Origin of the sequence: Streptomyces argenteolus (genome assembly GCF_042902585.1) — a bacterium.
Classification (GTDB): Bacteria; Actinomycetota; Actinomycetes; order Streptomycetales; family Streptomycetaceae; genus Streptomyces; species Streptomyces argenteolus.
Map to the genome: position 1 here is coordinate 298,020 of NZ_JBIBEG010000005.1, position 17,788 is coordinate 315,807.

At 68.8% G+C, this 17,788-nt stretch carries 11 protein-coding genes; 3 read left to right on the forward strand and 8 right to left on the reverse strand.

All coding sequences use genetic code 11. From position 1 onward, the window contains the following. Window positions 1-63: 63 nt before the first annotated feature. The 5 genes from ACFY8O_RS20105 to ACFY8O_RS20125 all read right to left on the reverse strand — a co-directional run bounded on the left by ACFY8O_RS20105 (window position 64) and on the right by ACFY8O_RS20125 (window position 8,079). Window positions 64-987 (reverse strand): hypothetical protein, encoded by a 924-nt coding sequence (locus ACFY8O_RS20105; RefSeq protein ID WP_387904179.1) that lies wholly within the window; start codon window positions 985-987, stop codon window positions 64-66. After that, a complete protein-coding gene (sigM, locus tag ACFY8O_RS20110) occupies window positions 984-1,688 on the reverse strand; it encodes an RNA polymerase sigma factor SigM (RefSeq protein ID WP_387904182.1) in 705 nt (234 codons plus the stop codon). The genes ACFY8O_RS20105 and sigM overlap by 4 nt, the downstream gene beginning before the upstream one ends. A gap of 25 nt (window positions 1,689-1,713) precedes the next feature. Continuing rightward, window positions 1,714-3,414 (reverse strand): serine/threonine protein kinase, encoded by a 1,701-nt coding sequence (locus ACFY8O_RS20115; protein WP_145807998.1) that lies wholly within the window; start codon window positions 3,412-3,414, stop codon window positions 1,714-1,716. A gap of 131 nt (window positions 3,415-3,545) precedes the next feature. Next, a complete protein-coding gene (gene murJ / locus ACFY8O_RS20120; RefSeq protein ID WP_387904184.1) occupies window positions 3,546-5,723 on the reverse strand; it encodes a murein biosynthesis integral membrane protein MurJ in 2,178 nt (725 codons plus the stop codon). A 49-nt stretch (window positions 5,724-5,772) separates the two neighbouring features. Next, window positions 5,773-8,079, reverse strand: coding sequence for a DUF6049 family protein (locus ACFY8O_RS20125; RefSeq protein WP_387904187.1), 2,307 nt, complete (start codon window positions 8,077-8,079; stop codon window positions 5,773-5,775). Between the two features lie 180 nt (window positions 8,080-8,259). Between ACFY8O_RS20125 and ACFY8O_RS20130 the strand changes: the two genes are divergently transcribed. Further along, window positions 8,260-9,702: a CCA tRNA nucleotidyltransferase gene (locus ACFY8O_RS20130; protein ID WP_145807992.1), complete on the forward strand. Its 1,443-nt coding sequence runs from the start codon at window positions 8,260-8,262 to the stop codon at window positions 9,700-9,702. A gap of 128 nt (window positions 9,703-9,830) precedes the next feature. Here ACFY8O_RS20130 and ACFY8O_RS20135 read toward each other — a convergent pair whose 3' ends face one another. From ACFY8O_RS20135 to ACFY8O_RS20145, 3 genes are all read right to left on the reverse strand, one after another. Then, entirely contained in the window at window positions 9,831-11,120 is a 1,290-nt protein-coding gene (locus ACFY8O_RS20135; protein ID WP_387904189.1) for an MFS transporter, read from the reverse strand. 82 nt (window positions 11,121-11,202) lie between these two features. Further along, window positions 11,203-12,285: an inositol-3-phosphate synthase gene (locus tag ACFY8O_RS20140; RefSeq protein ID WP_387904191.1), complete on the reverse strand. Its 1,083-nt coding sequence runs from the start codon at window positions 12,283-12,285 to the stop codon at window positions 11,203-11,205. Window positions 12,286-12,347: 62 nt separating this feature from the next. Then, complete coding sequence (locus ACFY8O_RS20145; protein ID WP_145807986.1) at window positions 12,348-13,046, reverse strand: PadR family transcriptional regulator; 699 nt, start codon at window positions 13,044-13,046, stop codon at window positions 12,348-12,350. Between the two features lie 387 nt (window positions 13,047-13,433). Between ACFY8O_RS20145 and ACFY8O_RS20150 the strand changes: the two genes are divergently transcribed. Both ACFY8O_RS20150 and ACFY8O_RS20155 read left to right on the forward strand, forming a co-directional pair. Further along, entirely contained in the window at window positions 13,434-16,127 is a 2,694-nt protein-coding gene (locus tag ACFY8O_RS20150) for a transglycosylase domain-containing protein (RefSeq protein WP_387904194.1), read from the forward strand. A 156-nt stretch (window positions 16,128-16,283) separates the two neighbouring features. Continuing rightward, window positions 16,284-17,786, forward strand: a complete 1,503-nt coding sequence (locus tag ACFY8O_RS20155) for a glycosyltransferase family 87 protein (RefSeq protein WP_387904196.1) — start codon at window positions 16,284-16,286, stop codon at window positions 17,784-17,786. Window positions 17,787-17,788: the final 2 nt, after the last annotated feature.

Consider the following 17,788-nt stretch of genomic DNA (forward strand, 5'->3'; position numbering starts at 1 on the left):
CCACCCAACGGATCCTACGGGGCATGCATTCCCGAAGTCCCGGACCGGCTCCCGGCTCCGTCCTCAGGGGCGTGCGTAGGACTGCGTGAGCAGCAGGTGCCCCTTTGTCGCAGGGGTGGAACTCACGCACGAGGCGTCGACGACGTAGGCCTGTACCCGGCTGGAGTCCGTGGGATGGGGCAGTACGACGAGAAAGGCGTCGGCGCCCTGGTAGCGGCCCTCTTCGACGGCGAGCGCGGGTGTGCTCCGGCCGGTTCCCTGCTGCACGCACGGGGGAACGTTCACGGCCGGGGTACGGAGGGGGACACGGGGCGATGCGGTGCCGGGAGGCAAGCTCTCAGGGGACGACTTGGTGTCCATGGAGGGCTTGTCCAGAGCCTCAGGAGACTCGGACAGCGCCTTTCCTTCCAGGAGGGTACGGACCTGCCCCTCCAGAGTGCGCTCGGAGAAGTCCCCGCCGCTCTTCTCGGCCGAGCTGACGCCTCGATCGGCCATCGTGCCCGCCGAATCCTGGGAGAGCTGCGTCGACTGCAGCAGGAAGACGCTCATGCCGACGGCTGCCGCACCGAAAGCCGTTCCCAGGATCACGGTGCGCCGACGGCGCCGGGCAGGACTCCTGCCGGGGCCGGTGGCACCCCTGGGCCGTCCGGCGGGCCTGGCCGCGGCCGAGCCCTCCGATGACGGCGCCTCGGATGTTTCACGTGAAACATGGGGGCCCGTGGCCGGCAGCTCGGAGGCCGAGGCTGCTTCCACTGCCAAGGCGGCGTCGATGCGCGCGGCGACATCGTCCGGCATGGGCTCCGGGGCCGGGACGGATCCGAGCAGCGAGCGGATCTCCTCGAGCGAGGAGTGGAGCTCGGTGCACGGTTCACAGTCGCCGAGGTGCTGGCGGAGCGCGGCTTCGCGAGCCGGCGGGAGCAGTCCTTCGGTGAGGTCGGAGATCTCCGAGACGTCCGGATGCTGAGCTGTGTCGGCAGTGGATGTCATGCGAGCCCACCTCCACCCTTCACAGCCGCAGGATCGCCGTCGCCTGCATCTCTTGGTCCTGACGCCGGTGGGACGGATGTCCCCCGTACGCGGTTCCTTTCCATGGTGCCGTCCTCCCTGTTCCCTCTCTCCACGCGCAGATGGGTGAGGAGGGGGAGCAGTCTGGCCCGGCCCCGCGCACAGCGGCTCTTCACCGTCCCGATGGGTACGTCGAGGATGCGGGCCGCCTCGGCGACGGGATACGCCTGCATGTCCACAAGGATCAGAGCGGCACGCTGCTCCGCAGGCAGGGTGGCGAGGGCCGCCAGGAGCTCGCGGTGCAGATCCTGGCGTTCGGCGGGCGCCTCGGCGGACTCGTGCGGCTCCATGAGCTGGTCGAGCCGTTCGGCGTCATCGACCGGTGCGGTCTTGCGGGAGGCCGACTTGCGTGCGCGGTCGAGACAGGCGTTGACGGTGATCCGGTGCAGCCATGTGGTGACGGCGGACTGGCCCCGGAAGGTGTGGGCCGCTCTGAAGGCGGACACAAGGGCGTCCTGCACCGCATCGGCGGCTTCCTCGCGGTCGCCGAGCGTCCGCAGGGCCACCGCCCAGAGGCGGTCACGGTGTCGCCGTACGAGCTCACCGAACGCGTCCGGTTCGCCTGCGACGTGCTGAGCCAGGAGATCCTGGTCGCTGGTGTCGGCGAATCTGGCGTCGTCCAACGGTGAGCCCCCTCCCCTGGTGCTGTCAGCTGGTGACCTTGATGTCCGAGATCTTTCCCCGGTAGTTCCCGTCATCACTCAACGGCAGTTTGGTCAGCCAGACCAGAAGGTATCGCGCCTTCACCTGCTTGTCGGGCTTGAGGGAGACCTTTGTTCCAGATCCGTGAGCGATCTTCGTGAAACCGCCGGGCATCTGCGGGACGGAGGAGTCCTCGGTCGCCCTCAGCTCGACGGAGGTGGTGCCCCCGAGGAAGGACACGTCGACCGTGCCCACCTGCTGAACCTCGCCGAGATCGAGAACGACGCCGACGCCTTCCTTGAGCCTGCCGAAGTCGGCGCTGTAGTAGCCGTCCGTGCTCCAGTAGGAGCCCTTGTCGCCGTCGTAGACGTTCTTTATCGTGGCCGGCTTCTCGGACCCGTCGGCGCCCAGTGGGTCGTAGTCCTGGGCTCCCACGACGTCGAGGGGCTTGCTGGGTGCGACGGCGTTGTTGTCGTCGCCTCCGTCGTCGGTGGTCTGGGTGGGGGTGGGCTCTCCGGAGTCGTTGCCCCGGTCGAGGACGGTTTCCGCCAGCTGCCAGCTGCCGAGGCCCAGAGCGGCGATGAGGAGTGCGGAGACGGCCCACTTGAGCGCCTTGCCGGTACGGCTCTGCAGAGGAGGCGGAGGAACCGCGATGACCGGCTGGGTGGCCGACGAGGGGCGCGCCGACGGACGTCCGTAGGTGCCCTGCTGGTACGTCGTGCGCTGGTATTCGGGCGGGGCGGTGAAAGCCGGTTCCGGAGGCAGGATGCGTGGCATGGCCGCGACGGCCTTGGCCAGCTCGTCGGGCGTGGTGCACGGCTGTTCCTGGCGTGAAGCGGTGGCACCGTCGTTGGCGAGCGCACGCATGGCGAGCTCGGAGAGGCCACGGTGGACGCCGGCCCTCACCTGGTCCGGAGGGATCAGCCCCAGGTCCTTGGGGAGCCCGGAGAGGCCGTACGCGTCGCTCTCGTACGGCCAGCGCCGGGTGAGGGCGGCGTAGAGGAGCGCGCCGATGGCCTCGGTGTCCGTTCGCAGGGGCTGGTCGGCGGTGATGCCGCGCAGCGCGGCGTTCACCGCGAGTCCACGAATGCGGTACTGACCCGTCGAGCTGCGCAGCACAGCACCAGGGGTGAGGCACAGGTGCGCGAGGCCTTCGCGGTGCGCGGCGGCCATGGCCTGGGAGATCTGGCTCACGAGCTGGTACGCGTCGTGGGCTTCCATCGGGCCCGCCGCCAGGAGCGCGGTGAGTTCCGTGGCGTCGGGGAGCCATTCATGGACGACGTAGACGAGGTCGTCCTCCTCCACGGCGTCCAGGACCTGGACGAAACGCGGATCGCCGAGCAGGGCCGAGGAGCGGGCGGCGGCCAGCACCGAGCGGGCACGCGGGTGGTCGGCGGGCAGCAGATGAACGCCCACCGCCCGGCGGAGCTTCTCGTCGACGGCCCGCCAGCTGCTGAATCCGTCCAGTCGGGTGACGCACTCTTCGAGGCGGTAGCGCCTGGCCAGCTTGTGGCCGCTGTGCAGATCCGGCGACGCCGGTACGGCGGCAGAGCCGTCACGCCCGCTCTCCGCGTCCTTCGGGCCCGCGCCCTCTTCGTCCTGGGTTTGTGCCGTCCCGTCGGTCGTGGCCGCGTCCGCCTTGGCGGTCAGCGGCTCGTCGCCGCTGTTGTCGGCCACGTCGACAGCGGCCGTGCTACGTTCCGCCACCGTCGTTCCTGCCTCCCCATCCGTTGCGCGATGCCAGCCAGCTCTGCACAGTCACGCCAATTGTGCCCACACTCCGGCGCTATGCACGACACGCGGTGTCCGGCGATGGTTGTGCACGGCCTTGAGTCCGTTCAGCGTCCGAGGCGTCCCCGGACCATGCCGACCATGCCGTTGAGCTCTTCGATCCGCATCTTCTTCGCCGCGACGAAGAAGATGCCAAGGAGTACGACGCTGCCGCAGACCAGGGCCACGACCGAGCCGCCTGCCCCCTCGCCGAGCGCCTGGAGGAGGGCGAATCCCACCCCGCCGCCCACGACCGCCGCGGGGATCGCCGCCAGGCAGAGACGGGCGTAGGTACGCACCACGCGGGCACCGTCGAGGTCCCCGCCGAGCCGGTTGCTCAGCCGGCGCCAGGCGATCCCGACGCCGACCGCGTACGCCAGCCCGTAGGAGGCCGCCATTCCCACGACTGCCCACTGGGCCGGAAGAATCACGTAGCAGAGCGCGGAGGCCGCGGCGTTGACCGCTGCCACGATGACCGTGTTGTAGAAGGGGGTGCGGGTGTCCTCGTACGCGTAGAAGCCGCGCAGCACGACGTACTGCACGGAGTACGGGATGAGGCCGAGGCCGAACGCCATCAGGATGAAGCCCATGGACCGCGCGGCCTCGGTGCCGCTGGACGCGTAGAGCAGGGTGCACATCGGCAGACCGAGCGCCAGGAAGGTGAAGGCGACCGGCACGATGGCCACCGCGGAGTTGCGCAGCCCCTGCGAGATGTCGTCGCGGACCGCACCGGGGTCGTTGTCATGGGCCGCGCGGGAGATGCGCGGCAGCAGAGCCGCCATGACCGAGACGGTGATGATGGCCTGCGGCATGCCCCAGATCAGCTGCGCGTTGGAGTAGGCCAGGAAGCCCGAACCGTCCTTGTCCGCGAGCTTGCCCGCGGACGTGGCGAGCTGCGTGACGACCAGCACGCCCGCCTGGTTGGCCAGGACGAACAGGACCGTCCACTTGGCGAGCCTTATGGTCTTCCCGAGCCCGTGGCCCCGCCAGTCGAAGCGGGGACGGAAGCGGAATCCCGCTTCGCGGAGATACGGGATCATGGCCAGGGCCTGGACGACGAGCCCGAGCAGTGTGCCGATGCCGAGAAGGCGGACGCCCTCCGCGGGGATCGTCTCCACGCCCATCCGGGACTCGGCCGAAGTGCCGTAGACCCAGATGAACAGGCCGAAGGTGAAGATCATGACGATGTTGTTCAGGACCGGGGTCCACATCATCGCGCCGAACCGACCGCGGGCGTTGAGGATCTGGCCCATGACCACATGGACGCCCATGAAGAAGATGGTCGGCAGGCAGTAGCGGGCGAAGGTGACGGCGACGGTGTCCGCGGCCGGTTCGTTCGCGATGGTGCTCGACATGAGGTGCACGAGCCACGGAGCGGCGAAGACCGCGATCGCGACGATCACACCGAGGGCGACCATGACGAGCGTCAGCAACCGGTTGGCGTACGCCTCGCCACCGTCCTCGTCGTCCTTCATGGAGCGGACGAGCTGAGGGACGAAGACCGAGTTCAGCCCACCGCCCACGGTGAGGATGTAGATCATCGTGGGCAGGGTGTACGCGATGGTGAAGCTGTCACCGAGCAGCGCCGCACCCAGCGCCGCGGTGATCACCAGGCTGCGGATGAACCCGGTGAGCCGGGACACCAGGGTGCCGGCCGCCATCAAGGCGCTCGACTTCAGTATCCCGGAGGCCCGGCCGCCCGACTTCGGCGGCGCGGGAGGCGGAGTGGCCTCCGGCTCGGCCGGAGGGCCCGGAGGCCGGCCCGAGCCTTCCTGGTCGCGGAAGAGGTGGGCGAAGGCGTCCTGGTCCCCGCGGTCGTCCGACGCCTGTGTGACCAGGTCGTCGACCCCCACGTACTGCGTGGTGGCGGCGTTGTCCCCGTAGGGGAGGTGCCGGGAAGGGCCTGCGGGCTCCGGTGGAGGCGTCTGGGCCCAGATGCGGGGGTCAGGGGCGTACGGGGCGGCGGGAGGCTGCTGGTAGAGCGCCTGAGGCTCCTGATAGGTGCCCGGCGGCGGCGGGGGGTGGGCGGCACGGTCGTAGAGCGCCTCGGCCACCGGATCCTGCGCGGCGAGGTCCTGGGCGCGGTACGGGTCGTGGTCGTAGGCGTGCTGGAGGTACGGGTCCTGCGTCTCCCCGTTCTGGGAGTAAGGGTCGGGCTCACCGGGGCGCCCGGCGCCCGGCGGACCGCCGGAAGATCCAGCTCCGCCCGCGCCCTCGCCGCGGTCACCGTCGTACGGCGCGTTCATCGAAACCCCACCTCATCGTCCCCGGCCGACCGGCCCCGACAGACATCGCTCAACGGTCCACTTTCTCACCCGGGCCCGACGGGGCCTCGCTCACCGGACCGGTGTCCGGGGTCGGGTCACTCGGCTGCTCGGGTTCACCGTCGTCGTTCCCACCGGCGTCGCCCGTCCCGCCCGCGGCACTGCGCTTGCGGTGGGTGTACATCCTGATACCTGCCAGCACCAGCAGCAGCAGCCCGCCCGCGATGACGAGAAGCACGGTCGGTGTGACCTCGGAGACCTTGACCGTGAAGGTCATCTCCTCGCCGTACGGCGCTCCGTCCGCGGTGAAGAGCCGCGCCGTGACCTGCGCCTGCCCGTTCGCGTTGGCGGCGGCGTCGAACTTCACGGACTGGCTGTGCCCGCCCGCGATCGTGACCGGCAGCTCGGCGACGGCGCCGCCCCCGTTGAGCTTGAGGCGGGTGGCGTTGCCCGACGTCAGCCGGAGCACGAGGTTGTCGACACCCTGGACCAGCTTGTTCTGCACGGTCACCGGAATCGTCGCGCTGCGTCCGGAGAGGGTTACATCCGACTTCGCGATCAGCTGCACCTCGTTGGTGAGGCCCTGAAGGTAGGTGCGGACCGCGTCGCGGTACTGCTGTGCCTCCAGCGGCTTGCCGCGCCACGACGTCGACACGGAGCGGTTGATCGCGTTGCCGAACGGCGTCACCACCCGGTCCGGCTGGGTGAGGATGACCTGGAAGCTGTCGAGCGAGCCCTGCGTGGTCCGGATGTCCTGGAACGCCTGGGTGGGCAGCTCCTGGCTGCGCAGCTTCTTGGGGTACTGGGACGACCGGGGCACCTTCGTGGTCGCCCTGGCGTCCGGCTTCTGTTCGGCCGCCGCCGTCAGATCCAGGGGCTGGGTCCAGCGCTCCGCGTCGAGTGCCTGGAGGGCTCGCGCCATGCTCTGTGCCTGGGCGGCCGTGGGCGTACGCTGCGGCGCCACGACGATGCTGCGCTCGTTGTCCGGTGCCTGTTCGGTCAGGGCCAGGGTCTGTGCGAGGAACTTCTGGACAGCGAGCGTGGAGTTGCCGGCCTTGGCCATCTCGCCTGTGAACGCCGTGGAGAGCCGGTGGTCGGAGACGACCGCGGTGGTGCCACCACCGATCGGCCGGGCCGCGGTCGGTGTGTAGAGCAGCCCTCCGGTCTCCTCGAGGCTGTCGCTGCGGGCGATCACCTTGTGGGCGCCGGCCGAGGTGGCGACGTCGACCACCGAGGGATCGATCGCGCCGTCGACCGGCCACGCGAAGTCGGTGGACGGCTTCACGTGCAGGACGGTCTCGACGGTCGTGCTCGCCACCTCGGTGGCCGTCTGCAGATGGCTCAGCGTCCCCGAGACGTTCTTCCCGCGGTGGGCGATGGAGGCGAGATCGGGGTCGGCGAACGGCAGCGCCACCACCTTCCCGTCCTTGACGGCCGCCTCCAGGGCCGTGAGCCACTTCTTGGCGATGGCCTGGTTCGTCCCCGCGACCGTCGTGTCACCGACCCGCACGCGGTAGTTCTTCGTCATCGCGTCGACGGAGGCCAGCAGGTCCGGGTCGATCACCCAGGTCACGGGGAGCTGACGGCCCAGTGCCACCAGCTGCTCCAGCCGGCCGCCCGGAGCGAGTTCGAGGGCCAGGTCGTCGTTGGCGAACACGGGGGTCTGCTGTTCGTCGGACCCTGTCTCGGCGGTGACGTGAGCCGAGGCGATCAGGGGCCAGAGGAACGTCAGCCTGGTCTTGCTCCCGGTGTCCTCGGGCTGCCACGGAAGGAAGGTCCGCTGGATGCCCAGGACCTGGTCGTAGGCGTAGTCCGTGGTCCTGCCGGTGACCGATACACCGAGCTGGTAGACGCCCTCCTCGTCCAGATCCAGCTTGTCCACCGGGACGGCGAGCGTGAAGTCCTGGCTGACACCTGAAGCGAGCTTGGCGATCTCCACCGTGGAGGAGCCGCCGAGCTTGGCCGGGTCGCTGCCAGGCTGGTAACCGGTGCGTCCGGCCGCCTCGTCGATCGCCGCCCTGCCGGACAGCCTCGGCCCGACGCGCAGGTCGACCTCGGCGTCCGTGATCGTCTTCTTGCCCTTGTTCGTCAGCGTCCCGGAGACACTGAGGGTGTCGCCTTCGACGGGTGCGCTGGGCGAGAGCGTGTCCAGGGACACGTCGACGGTGCGTGAGCCGGTGGGGGCCTTGGCAGCCGCCCCGGCATGAGCGGAGGGGGCCGCCGGGCCGGCGAGGAGGCCGGCGATCAGCGGCGCACCGACGATCAAGGAGGCTGTGCGCCGGAGCCACCGGCGGGCAGGGGAGGGAGTCATCCCCTGAAAGTCTGCCGCCTCGGCCACGCGTATCCGTCCCTCGTCGTCGTCAGCTGGTACCGGTCTCGCCGGTCTCTGCGTCCCCGCATGGTAACGAGGTGCCCGACTGCTCAGTGCCGGGGTCCGCGTCACATGATCGGGAGAGTCTCGCAGGGCGGCGGGAAACGATGACGCCCGGGCCGGTCGGTGCACGTACCCTTTTCTGTTGTGCCGAACGCCAACGAAGACAGCCCCCGTGCACTGAGTCAGGTGCAGCACCGCGCAGTCAGCGAACTACTGCGGGTGTCCCCGGTCGCCGACGACCTCGCCCGCCGATTCCAGGAGGCCGGGTTCGGTCTCGCGCTGGTCGGAGGATCGGTCCGCGATGCGTTGCTCGGCAGGCTCGGGAACGACCTCGACTTCACGACCGATGCCCGCCCGGAGGACGTCCTCAAGATCGTCCGCCCCTGGGCCGACTCGGTGTGGGAGGTCGGAATCGCCTTCGGCACCGTCGGCTCGCAGAAGGACGGCTACCAGATCGAGGTCACGACCTACCGGTCGGAGGCCTATGACCGAACCTCGCGCAAACCCGAGGTGTCCTACGGCGACTCGATCGAGGACGACCTCGTGCGCCGCGACTTCACGGTCAACGCCATGGCCGTCGCGCTGCCGCAGAAGGAGTTCATCGACCCGCACGGCGGTCTCGATGACCTCGCGCAGCGCGTCCTGCGTACTCCCGGCACCCCCGAGGAGTCCTTCTCCGACGATCCGCTGCGCATGCTGCGCGCCGCCCGCTTCGCGGCCCAGCTGGACTTCGAGGTCGCCCCCGACGTCGTCAAGGCGATGACGGACATGGCGGGACGCATCGAGATCGTCTCCGCGGAACGCGTCCGTGAGGAGCTCAACAAGCTCCTGCTCTCCGCCCACCCCCGCAAGGGCCTGGGCCTGCTCGTGGACACCGGCCTGGCCGATCAGGTGCTGCCGGAGCTTCCCGCGCTGCGCCTGGAGAGTGACGAGCATCACCGTCACAAGGACGTCTACGAGCACTCCCTGACCGTCCTGGAGCAGGCCATCGATCTCGAGGAGGGAGGCCCGGACCTCGTCCTGCGCCTCGCCGCGCTGCTCCACGACATCGGCAAGCCCCGGACTCGCCGCTTCGAGAAGGACGGCCGTGTCTCCTTCCACCACCACGAAGTCGTGGGGGCGAAGATGGCCAAGAAGCGGATGACGGAGCTCAAGTACTCCAACGACATGGTCAAGGACGTCTCGAAGCTGGTGGAGCTGCATCTGCGCTTCCACGGGTACGGCGACGGCGAATGGACCGACTCCGCCGTGCGCAGGTATGTGCGCGACGCTGGGCCGTTGCTGGAGCGGCTGCACAAGCTGACGCGCTCGGACTGCACGACACGGAACAAGCGCAAGGCGAATGCTCTGTCGCGCACCTATGACGGGCTCGAGGAGCGCATCGCGCAGTTGCAGGAGCAGGAGGAGCTGGACGCGATCCGGCCCGACCTGGACGGCAACGAGATCATGCGGATCCTCGGTGTGGCGCCCGGGCCTGTGATCGGCAGGGCCTACACCTTCCTGCTGGAACTGCGACTGGAGAACGGGCCCATGGAGCACGATGCCGCAGTGGCGGCCCTCAAGGAGTGGTGGGCTGCTCAGGACTGAAGCCGCCGCGGCAAGCGCTGGCCTCCCGGCATGTTTCACGTGAAACATCAGCGCGGCGCCGGGAGCGAAGCCAAGGCCGGAGAGCAAGAGACGAGGGGCGTTGTTTCACGTGAAACAACGCCCCTCACTCATTCCTCGGTGCCCGTGCGCTGGAGCGTGACGCCCGCGCGCCGCCAGTGCAGCAGCGCCACCGAGACGGTCGCGTACAGAGTCGCCACGGTGAGTACCACGACCACCGACCGCCCGTCAGCGGGCAGGGCGAGGGCGGACATGGCCGCCGCCGCGACGAAGGCGACGTTGAACAGGACGTCGTAGAGCGAGAAGACCCGGCCGCGATAGGCGTCGTCGACGGAGGTCTGTACCTCGGTGTCCGTCGCGATCTTCGCTCCCTGGGTGATGAGCCCGAGGACGAAGGCTGCCGCCAGCATCGGTACGGGAGCGAACGGCAGCCCCAGGGTCGGCTCCAGCACAGCGGCCGATCCGGCACAGCCCGCCATCCAGCCGTAGCGTCCGAAGCGGCTCACGGCCCAGGGGGTGATCAGCGCGGCGACGAAGTACCCGGCGGCCGAGGTGCCGAGCGCCAGACCGAGCAGAGCCAGGCCGTCGGACTCGCTGTCGGACCAGGCGTAGCGGCACAGCATCAGCACCATGACGGTGAGCGCCCCGTAGCAGAAACGCATCACCGTCATGGCGGCCAGCGCGTGGGCCGCGTCCCGCCGCTCGGCCAGATGGCGCAACCCCGCGACCAGTCCGCGTGCGGTGGTGGCCAGTGCCTCCCGCAGGCGCACGTGGTGCCGGCTCAGGTCGGGCCCGAGAAGCGCACGGGGCAGGGTGAGGGAGGCCAGCGCCGAGAGCAGGTACAGAGCCGCCCCCAGCAGGACCACGGCGGCGTCGGACCCGTCGGTCAGCAGCCGGATGGCCAGAGCCAGCCCTCCACCGGCTGTCGCCGCAAGCGTGCCGGCCGTCGGGGAGAGGGAGTTGGCGAGGACGAGCCGGTCGGCGTCGACCACGCGAGGGAGCGCTGCGGAAAGACCGGCCAGCACGAAGCGATTCACGGCGGTGACGCAGAGGGCCGAGGCGTAGAAGAGCCAGTCCGGGACGGAGCTCAGGAGCAGCAGAGCCGTGCAGCAGGCCAGGCCGGCGCGCAACAGGTTCCCGTACAGGAAGACCTGGCGGCGTGGCCAACGGTCGAGCAGGACTCCGGCGAAGGGTCCGATCAGCGAGTACGGGAGCAGCAGCACGGCCATGGCCGAGGCGATGGCCCCCGGGGTCGCCTGATTCTCGGGGGAGAAGACGACGTAGGTGGCGAGCGCGACCTGATAGACGCCGTCGGCCGACTGCGAGAGAAGTCGTACGGCGAGCAGGCGGCGGAAGTTCCGAAGGCGCAGGAGTACGCCCAGATCACGCACGACAGGCATGTGGGCAAGGGTCACACATGTGGGGGGTCCCGGGGCGCATCGCCCCGGGACCCCCCACACGAAGAAGCGGTGAGCGGCTGGATCAGCGCTCGACGTCGCCAGCGATGAACTTCTCGACGTTCTCGCGGGCCTCGTCGTCGAAGTACTGGACCGGCGGGGACTTCATGAAGTACGAGGAGGCCGAGAGGATCGGGCCGCCGATGCCGCGGTCCTTGGCGATCTTCGCTGCGCGGACGGCGTCGATGATGACACCGGCCGAGTTCGGGGAGTCCCACACCTCGAGCTTGTACTCGAGGTTCAGCGGAACGTCACCGAAGGCGCGGCCCTCGAGGCGCACGTACGCCCACTTGCGGTCGTCCAGCCAGGCCACGTAGTCCGAGGGGCCGATGTGGACGTTGTCCGCACCGAGCTCGCGGTCACGGATCTGCGAGGTGACGGCCTGCGTCTTCGAGATCTTCTTGGACTCCAGGCGCTCACGCTCGAGCATGTTCTTGAAGTCCATGTTGCCGCCGACGTTCAGCTGCATGGTGCGGTCCAGGATGACACCGCGGTCCTCGAAGAGCTTCGCCATCACGCGGTGCGTGATGGTGGCGCCCACCTGGGACTTGATGTCGTCGCCGACGATCGGGACACCGGCCTCGGTGAACTTGTCCGCCCACTCCTTGGTGCCGGCGATGAAGACCGGGAGGGCGTTGACGAAAGCGACCTTGGCGTCGATGGCGCACTGCGCGTAGAACTTCGCAGCGACCTCGGAACCGACGGGCAGGTAGCAGACGAGGACGTCGACCTGCTTGTCCTTCAGGATCTGGACGATGTCGACGGGGGCCTCGGTGGACTCCTCGATCGTCTCGCGGTAGTACTTGCCCAGGCCGTCGTGGGTGTGGCCGCGCTGAACGGTCACGCCCGTGTTCGGCACGTCGGCGATCTTGATGGTGTTGTTCTCGCTGGCGCCGATGGCGTCCGCGAGGTCGAGGCCGACCTTCTTCGCGTCGACGTCGAAGGCGGCGACGAACTCGACGTCGCTCACGTGGTAGTCGCCGAACTGCACGTGCATCAGACCGGGCACCTTGCCGGCCGGATCGGCGTCCTTGTAGTACTCGACGCCCTGCACCAGTGAGGCGGCGCAGTTGCCCACGCCGACGATGGCTACGCGAACCGAACCCATGCCGATTGCTCCCTGTGTGTTCTCGGTGTTCCCCGTGGGCGCCTTGCGGCTCCGCGGGGGTTTCACTTGGTGTCGTCGGACGGATCCGGCCGGGTGTGGTCCCGGTGCCGGGGCAGGCCGCCCGTCTCTCCTGTGGTGTCTTCTTGAGAGGAGCTCTCGGGTGAGGATCGTCGCTGATCCCGCCCCGAACGCTCACTCTCGATGAGCTCGTTCAGCCAGCGCACTTCGCGCTCCACGGACTCCATGCCGTGTCGCTGCAGCTCAAGCGTGTAGTCGTCGAGTCGTTCACGGGTCCGGGCAAGAGAGGCGCGCATCTTTTCGAGGCGCTCCTCCAGCCTGCTGCGGCGGCCTTCGAGGACGCGCATGCGCACCTCGCGCTCCGTCTGGCCGAAGAAGGCGAAGCGAGCAGCGAAGTGCTCGTCCTCCCAGGCGTCCGGGCCGGTGTGCGAGAGCAACTCCTCGAAGTGCTCCTTACCTTCCGCCGTCAGCCGGTAGACGATCTTGGCGCGGCGCCCGGCCAGCGAGGACGCGGGTGCGACCCCACGGCCCGTGGCGGGCGGCGCCGGAACGCTCCCCGGCTCCTCGATCAACCAGCCGCTGGCCACCAGCGTCTTGAGGCAGGGATAGAGGGTGCCGTAGCTGAAGGCACGGAAGATCCCCAGCGAGGTGTTGAGGCGCTTGCGCAGCTCGTACCCGTGCATAGGGGACTCGCGGAGCAGGCCGAGTACGGCGAATTCGAGGATGCCGGAGCGTCTGCTCACCTTCGCCTCCTCCTTCGCCTGCTGCTGCCGCAGGGCCGATGGGCCCACCTTATGCCGTGCTGATGTATCGACTCGATACATCAGCACGATAGATCGGCTCGTGATGTTCGACAAGGGGGCGGTTCGTGAGCGGCGTCACATCAAGGATTCATAGGGAGCGACTTGCGTTATTTGGGGTGAAGTTCGGTCCCCGGAGGTTTTTGACCGTGCGTAGTCTGTGCGGCATGCAGACCACCGGGAACCGTGAGACGCCGCCGAGCGTCAGTCATCGCGGACTGCCGGATGTACTGCGGGTGAGCCTTCCGCAGGGCTTGTCCGTAATTCGGGGGGACCGGATCTCAACTGCCGCTTCCAGGCGCTCTCGCCTGCCCGAGGAGTAGTCGTTCCATGAGCGAGCACCGTCGCAAAGCGCCGCAACCGCAAGGTGGCGGGCGCGCAGCGGCCAGACGAGCCGCCCAACAGCCTGCCGGACGTCGCACCGATGCGTCACGCAGAGCAACGTCAGCATCACCTTCCGAAGCGCACGGCGAGGAGCCGACGTACGGAGGACGCGCCGAGGCCCGTCGCGCCGCCCAGCGTGGCGGGGGCAGGCGGCGGGGGGCCGGCGACAGTGCCGGTCACGAAGGCCGCGGCCGTGGTCGCGGTGACTCCGGCAAGAAGCGTTTCATCGACTACCCGAGGGCCGGCAAGTACGGCTACCGCCGCTGGGTGCCCTCGTGGAGGCTGGTCTCCGGACTGTGCCTGGGCTTCCTGGGACTCATGATGGGTGCGGCCGGCATCGCGTACGCGCTGGTGGTGCCGCCCGAGATCAACGACCTCGCCAAGGCCCAGAACAACGTCTACTACTGGGCCGACAACACCGAGATGGTCGCCACGGGCGGGTCCGTCAACCGCCAGGAGATCGAGTACGCCCAGATCCCCGAAGCGATGCGGAACGCCGTCATCTCGGCAGAGAACAAGTCGTTCGAGACCGACCGGGGCATCGACCCCATGGGTATCGCCCGCGCCGTCTGGAACATGGCCAAGGGCGGTGAGACACAGGGTGGTTCGACGATCACCCAGCAGTACGTGAAGAACTCGCGCCTGACCCAGGACCAGACCCTGAGCCGGAAGTTCAAGGAGCTCTTCATCACGCTCAAGGTAGGCGAAACGGTGCCGAAGAAGGAGGTCATGGCGGGGTATCTCAACGTCTCCTACTACGGCCGGGGCGCTTCCGGACTTCAGGCCGCGGCCCGTACGTACTACAACAAGGACGCCCAGGAACTGAACGCGAGCGAGTGCGCCTTCCTGGCGACGCTGCTCAAGGGCGCGAGCTACTACGACCCCGCGGGTGCTCCCGATGTCGACCCGGTGCAGGCCACGAAGGAGAAGAACACCGAGCGGGCGAAGGCACGCTGGAAGTGGATCCTCGACGAGGAGGTCAAGGACGGCCGGCTGAGCGCGGCGGAGCGTGCCAAGTTCAAGACCTTCCCGATGCCGCTGCCCAAGAAGGCGGACGCCAAGCTGGGCGGCCAGACCGGTTACCTGGTCGACCTCGCCACGAAGTACTTCCTGGCGCACAACGACCAGAACATCACCGAGAAGGAGCTGGCCCTCGGCGGCTACGAGATCCACACGACCTTCGACAAGAACAAGGTCGAGCAGCTCGAGAAGTCGATCTCGCGTGTGTACGAGGAAAAGATCGACGAGGAAAAGCGCCCCGACCTGGACTCGCACGTCGAGTTCGGCGGTGCGTCGGTGGACACCGAGACGGGCGCCATCGTCGCCACGTACGGCGGCCAGGACGCGACGGAGCACTACACCAACAACGCCGACGCGACCGGTGCACAGGTCGGTTCGACCTTCAAGCCGTTCGTGCTGGCGGCCGCGATGCAGTACGGGAAGCGTGATCCCGACGGCGCCGAGCAGCAGAGTGAGTCGGAGCGCACCCTCGTCTCACCGAAGAGCGTGTACAACGGTGACAACAAGCTGCAGATCAAGCGGTACAACGGCGAGGTCTGGCGCGACAAGGACCAGAACGAGTGGCGCCAGACCAACGACGGGGACCACAACTACGGGCCGATCACCCTGCGGTACGCCATGCAGGAGTCGGCGAACTCCCCGTACGTCCAGCTCGGCATGGACGTCGGCACCGACAAGGTGAAGCAGGCCGCCCTCGACGCGGGTCTGCGCGACGACCAGTATCTGGCGGACTCGAACTACCCCTCGTTCTCCATCGGTACCTCCTCGCCGAGTGCCATTCGAATGGCGGGCGCGTACGCCACCTTCGCCACCAGCGGCAAGCAGCGCGAGCCCTTCTCGGTGACCGAGGTGAAGCACGAGGGCACGGTCATCTACCAGCACAAGACGGTGACCAAGCCCGCGTTCTCGAGCGCGATCGCGGACAACGTCACCGACGTGCTGAAGAACGTCGTCGAGAACGGGACCGGTACGCCTGCCCAGCTGGAGGGGCGTGACGTGGCCGGCAAGACCGGTACCACCGACGGAAACAAGTCGGCCTGGTTCGTCGGCTACACGCCACAGCTGTCCACGGCCGTCAGCATGTTCCGGCTGGACGACGACGAGACGAAGAAGAACCGCGAGTTCCTGGAGATGTTCGGGACGGGTGGCGAGGAGAAGATCCACGGTGCCTCGTTCCCCGCGCAGATCTGGCACGACTACATGGCCGAAGCGGTGAAGGGCACGAAGGTCAAGCCCTTCCCCAAGCCGGAGCCCCTCGGTGACCTCGTCTACGGAGGCGGCGCGGCCAGCCCCAGCCCGACGCCCAGCCCGACGCCTTCGCCCTCGGCGTCCAGCGAGATGCCCGAGAGCCCCTCGCCCACCCCGTCCTCCCCGTCCCCCACGCCGAGCGAGACGTGTGCACCGCTCGACTGGGAGTGCAAGAACAACCAGAACGGCGGGACCACAGACGGATCCTCGGACGGCGGTAATACCGACGGCGGTACTACCGACGGCGGTACTACCGACGGCGGGACCACCGACGGCGGGACCACCGACGGCGGGACCACCGAAGGCACGACGGACGGTACGTCCAACGGCAACGGCAACGGCAACGGCGGGTTCATCGGAGGCGGCGGATAGCACCACCGAGGGCGGCTCCACCGCCCTCAGGGGACCCGGTCGGGGCCCCGGACACGCAGGACGAGGGCCGCCGGCACCCACAAGGTGCCGGCGGCCCTCGTGTGTCCCGCACGCGGCCCACACCCCCACACAGCGGCGTACGGCAGGATGTGCGGCATGCCAAGCGCAGAAGACACGAGCGTGCACCAGGAGCCGTCCGTCGTACCGCCTACGCGACAGGACGAGATCGCCGCGGCGGGCAGCGAGCTGATCGGCGGACCCGCGGGCCGCTGGGCGCGGTTCGGGACGGGGCCGCTCACGCCGGTGCGCGTCATCGTGCTCGTGATGATCGGGATGTTCGCGCTCGGCATGGTGCAGAAGATCCCCTGCTACGACTGGGCGTGGTTCCGCGGCACCAGTTCGCAGTACACGCACGCCTGCTACTCCGACATCCCGCACCTGTTCGTCGGGCGCGGCTTCGCCGACGGCCTCGTGCCGTACGCCGACCGGCTCAGCGGCGACATGGCCTACCTGGAGTACCCCGTACTGACCGGCCTGTTCATGCAGATCGCCTCCTGGCTGACGCTGACGTCCTCGTCGGATCCCATCCAGCAGCGGGAGCAGATGTACTGGATGGCCAACGCGGGCATGCTGATGATCTGCGCGGTGATCCTCGTCGTCTGTGTCGCCCGCACGCACCGGCGCCGCCCGTGGGACGCCCTGCTGGTCGCCCTGGCTCCGGCGCTCGCGCTCACCGCGACGATCAACTGGGACCTGCTGGCCATCGCGCTGACGGCCGCCGCGATGCTCATGTGGTCCCGGGGCAGGAACCTCGCCTTCGGCATCCTCATCGGCCTGGCGACCGCCGCGAAGCTCTACCCCGTGCTGCTCCTCGGACCCCTGCTGGTCCTGTGCTGGCGGGCGGGGAAGTGGCGTGCCTACGGGGCCGCGCTCTTCGGAGCGGCGGCTTCCTGGCTGCTGGTGAACCTTCCGGTCATGGCGTACGCCCCCGAGGGGTGGAAGAAGTTCTACACGTTCAGCCAGGAACGGCAGATCGACTACGGCTCGTTCTGGCTGATCATCACCCAGCGCACCGGCAGGCCCATCGACGTCGACACGGTGAACACGGCGTCCGTCCTGATGATGATCGTGCTCTGCGCGGGAATCGCCGGTCTCGCCCTGGCCGCCCCGCACCGCCCGCGGTTCGCCCAGCTGGCGTTCCTGGTGGTGGCGGCCTTCATCCTGACGAACAAGGTCTATTCACCGCAGTACGTGCTGTGGCTGATCCCGCTGGCAGCGCTGGCCAGGCCCCGCTGGCGGGACTTCCTCGTCTGGCAGGCCTGCGAGGTCATGTACTTCCTGGGGATCTGGTTCTACCTCGCGTACACCACGAGCGGCGACAAGCACCAGGGACTGCCCCAGGAGGGCTACCAGGTCGCGATCGCCCTGCACCTGCTGGGAACGCTCTACCTGTGCGCCCTGATCGTCAGGGACGTCCTGGTGCCGGAGAAGGACCCCGTGCGGCGCGACGGGTCCGACGATCCGTCGGGCGGGGTGCTCGACGGGGCGCCTGACCGGGTCGCCCTGGCACAGGTACACACCCGGCCGGACCCGCACGGCGCACCCGCGGTCGAAGGACCGCGGGTGGAGTGGGGAGCCGGCCGGGTGGGCGCCGAGTAGGG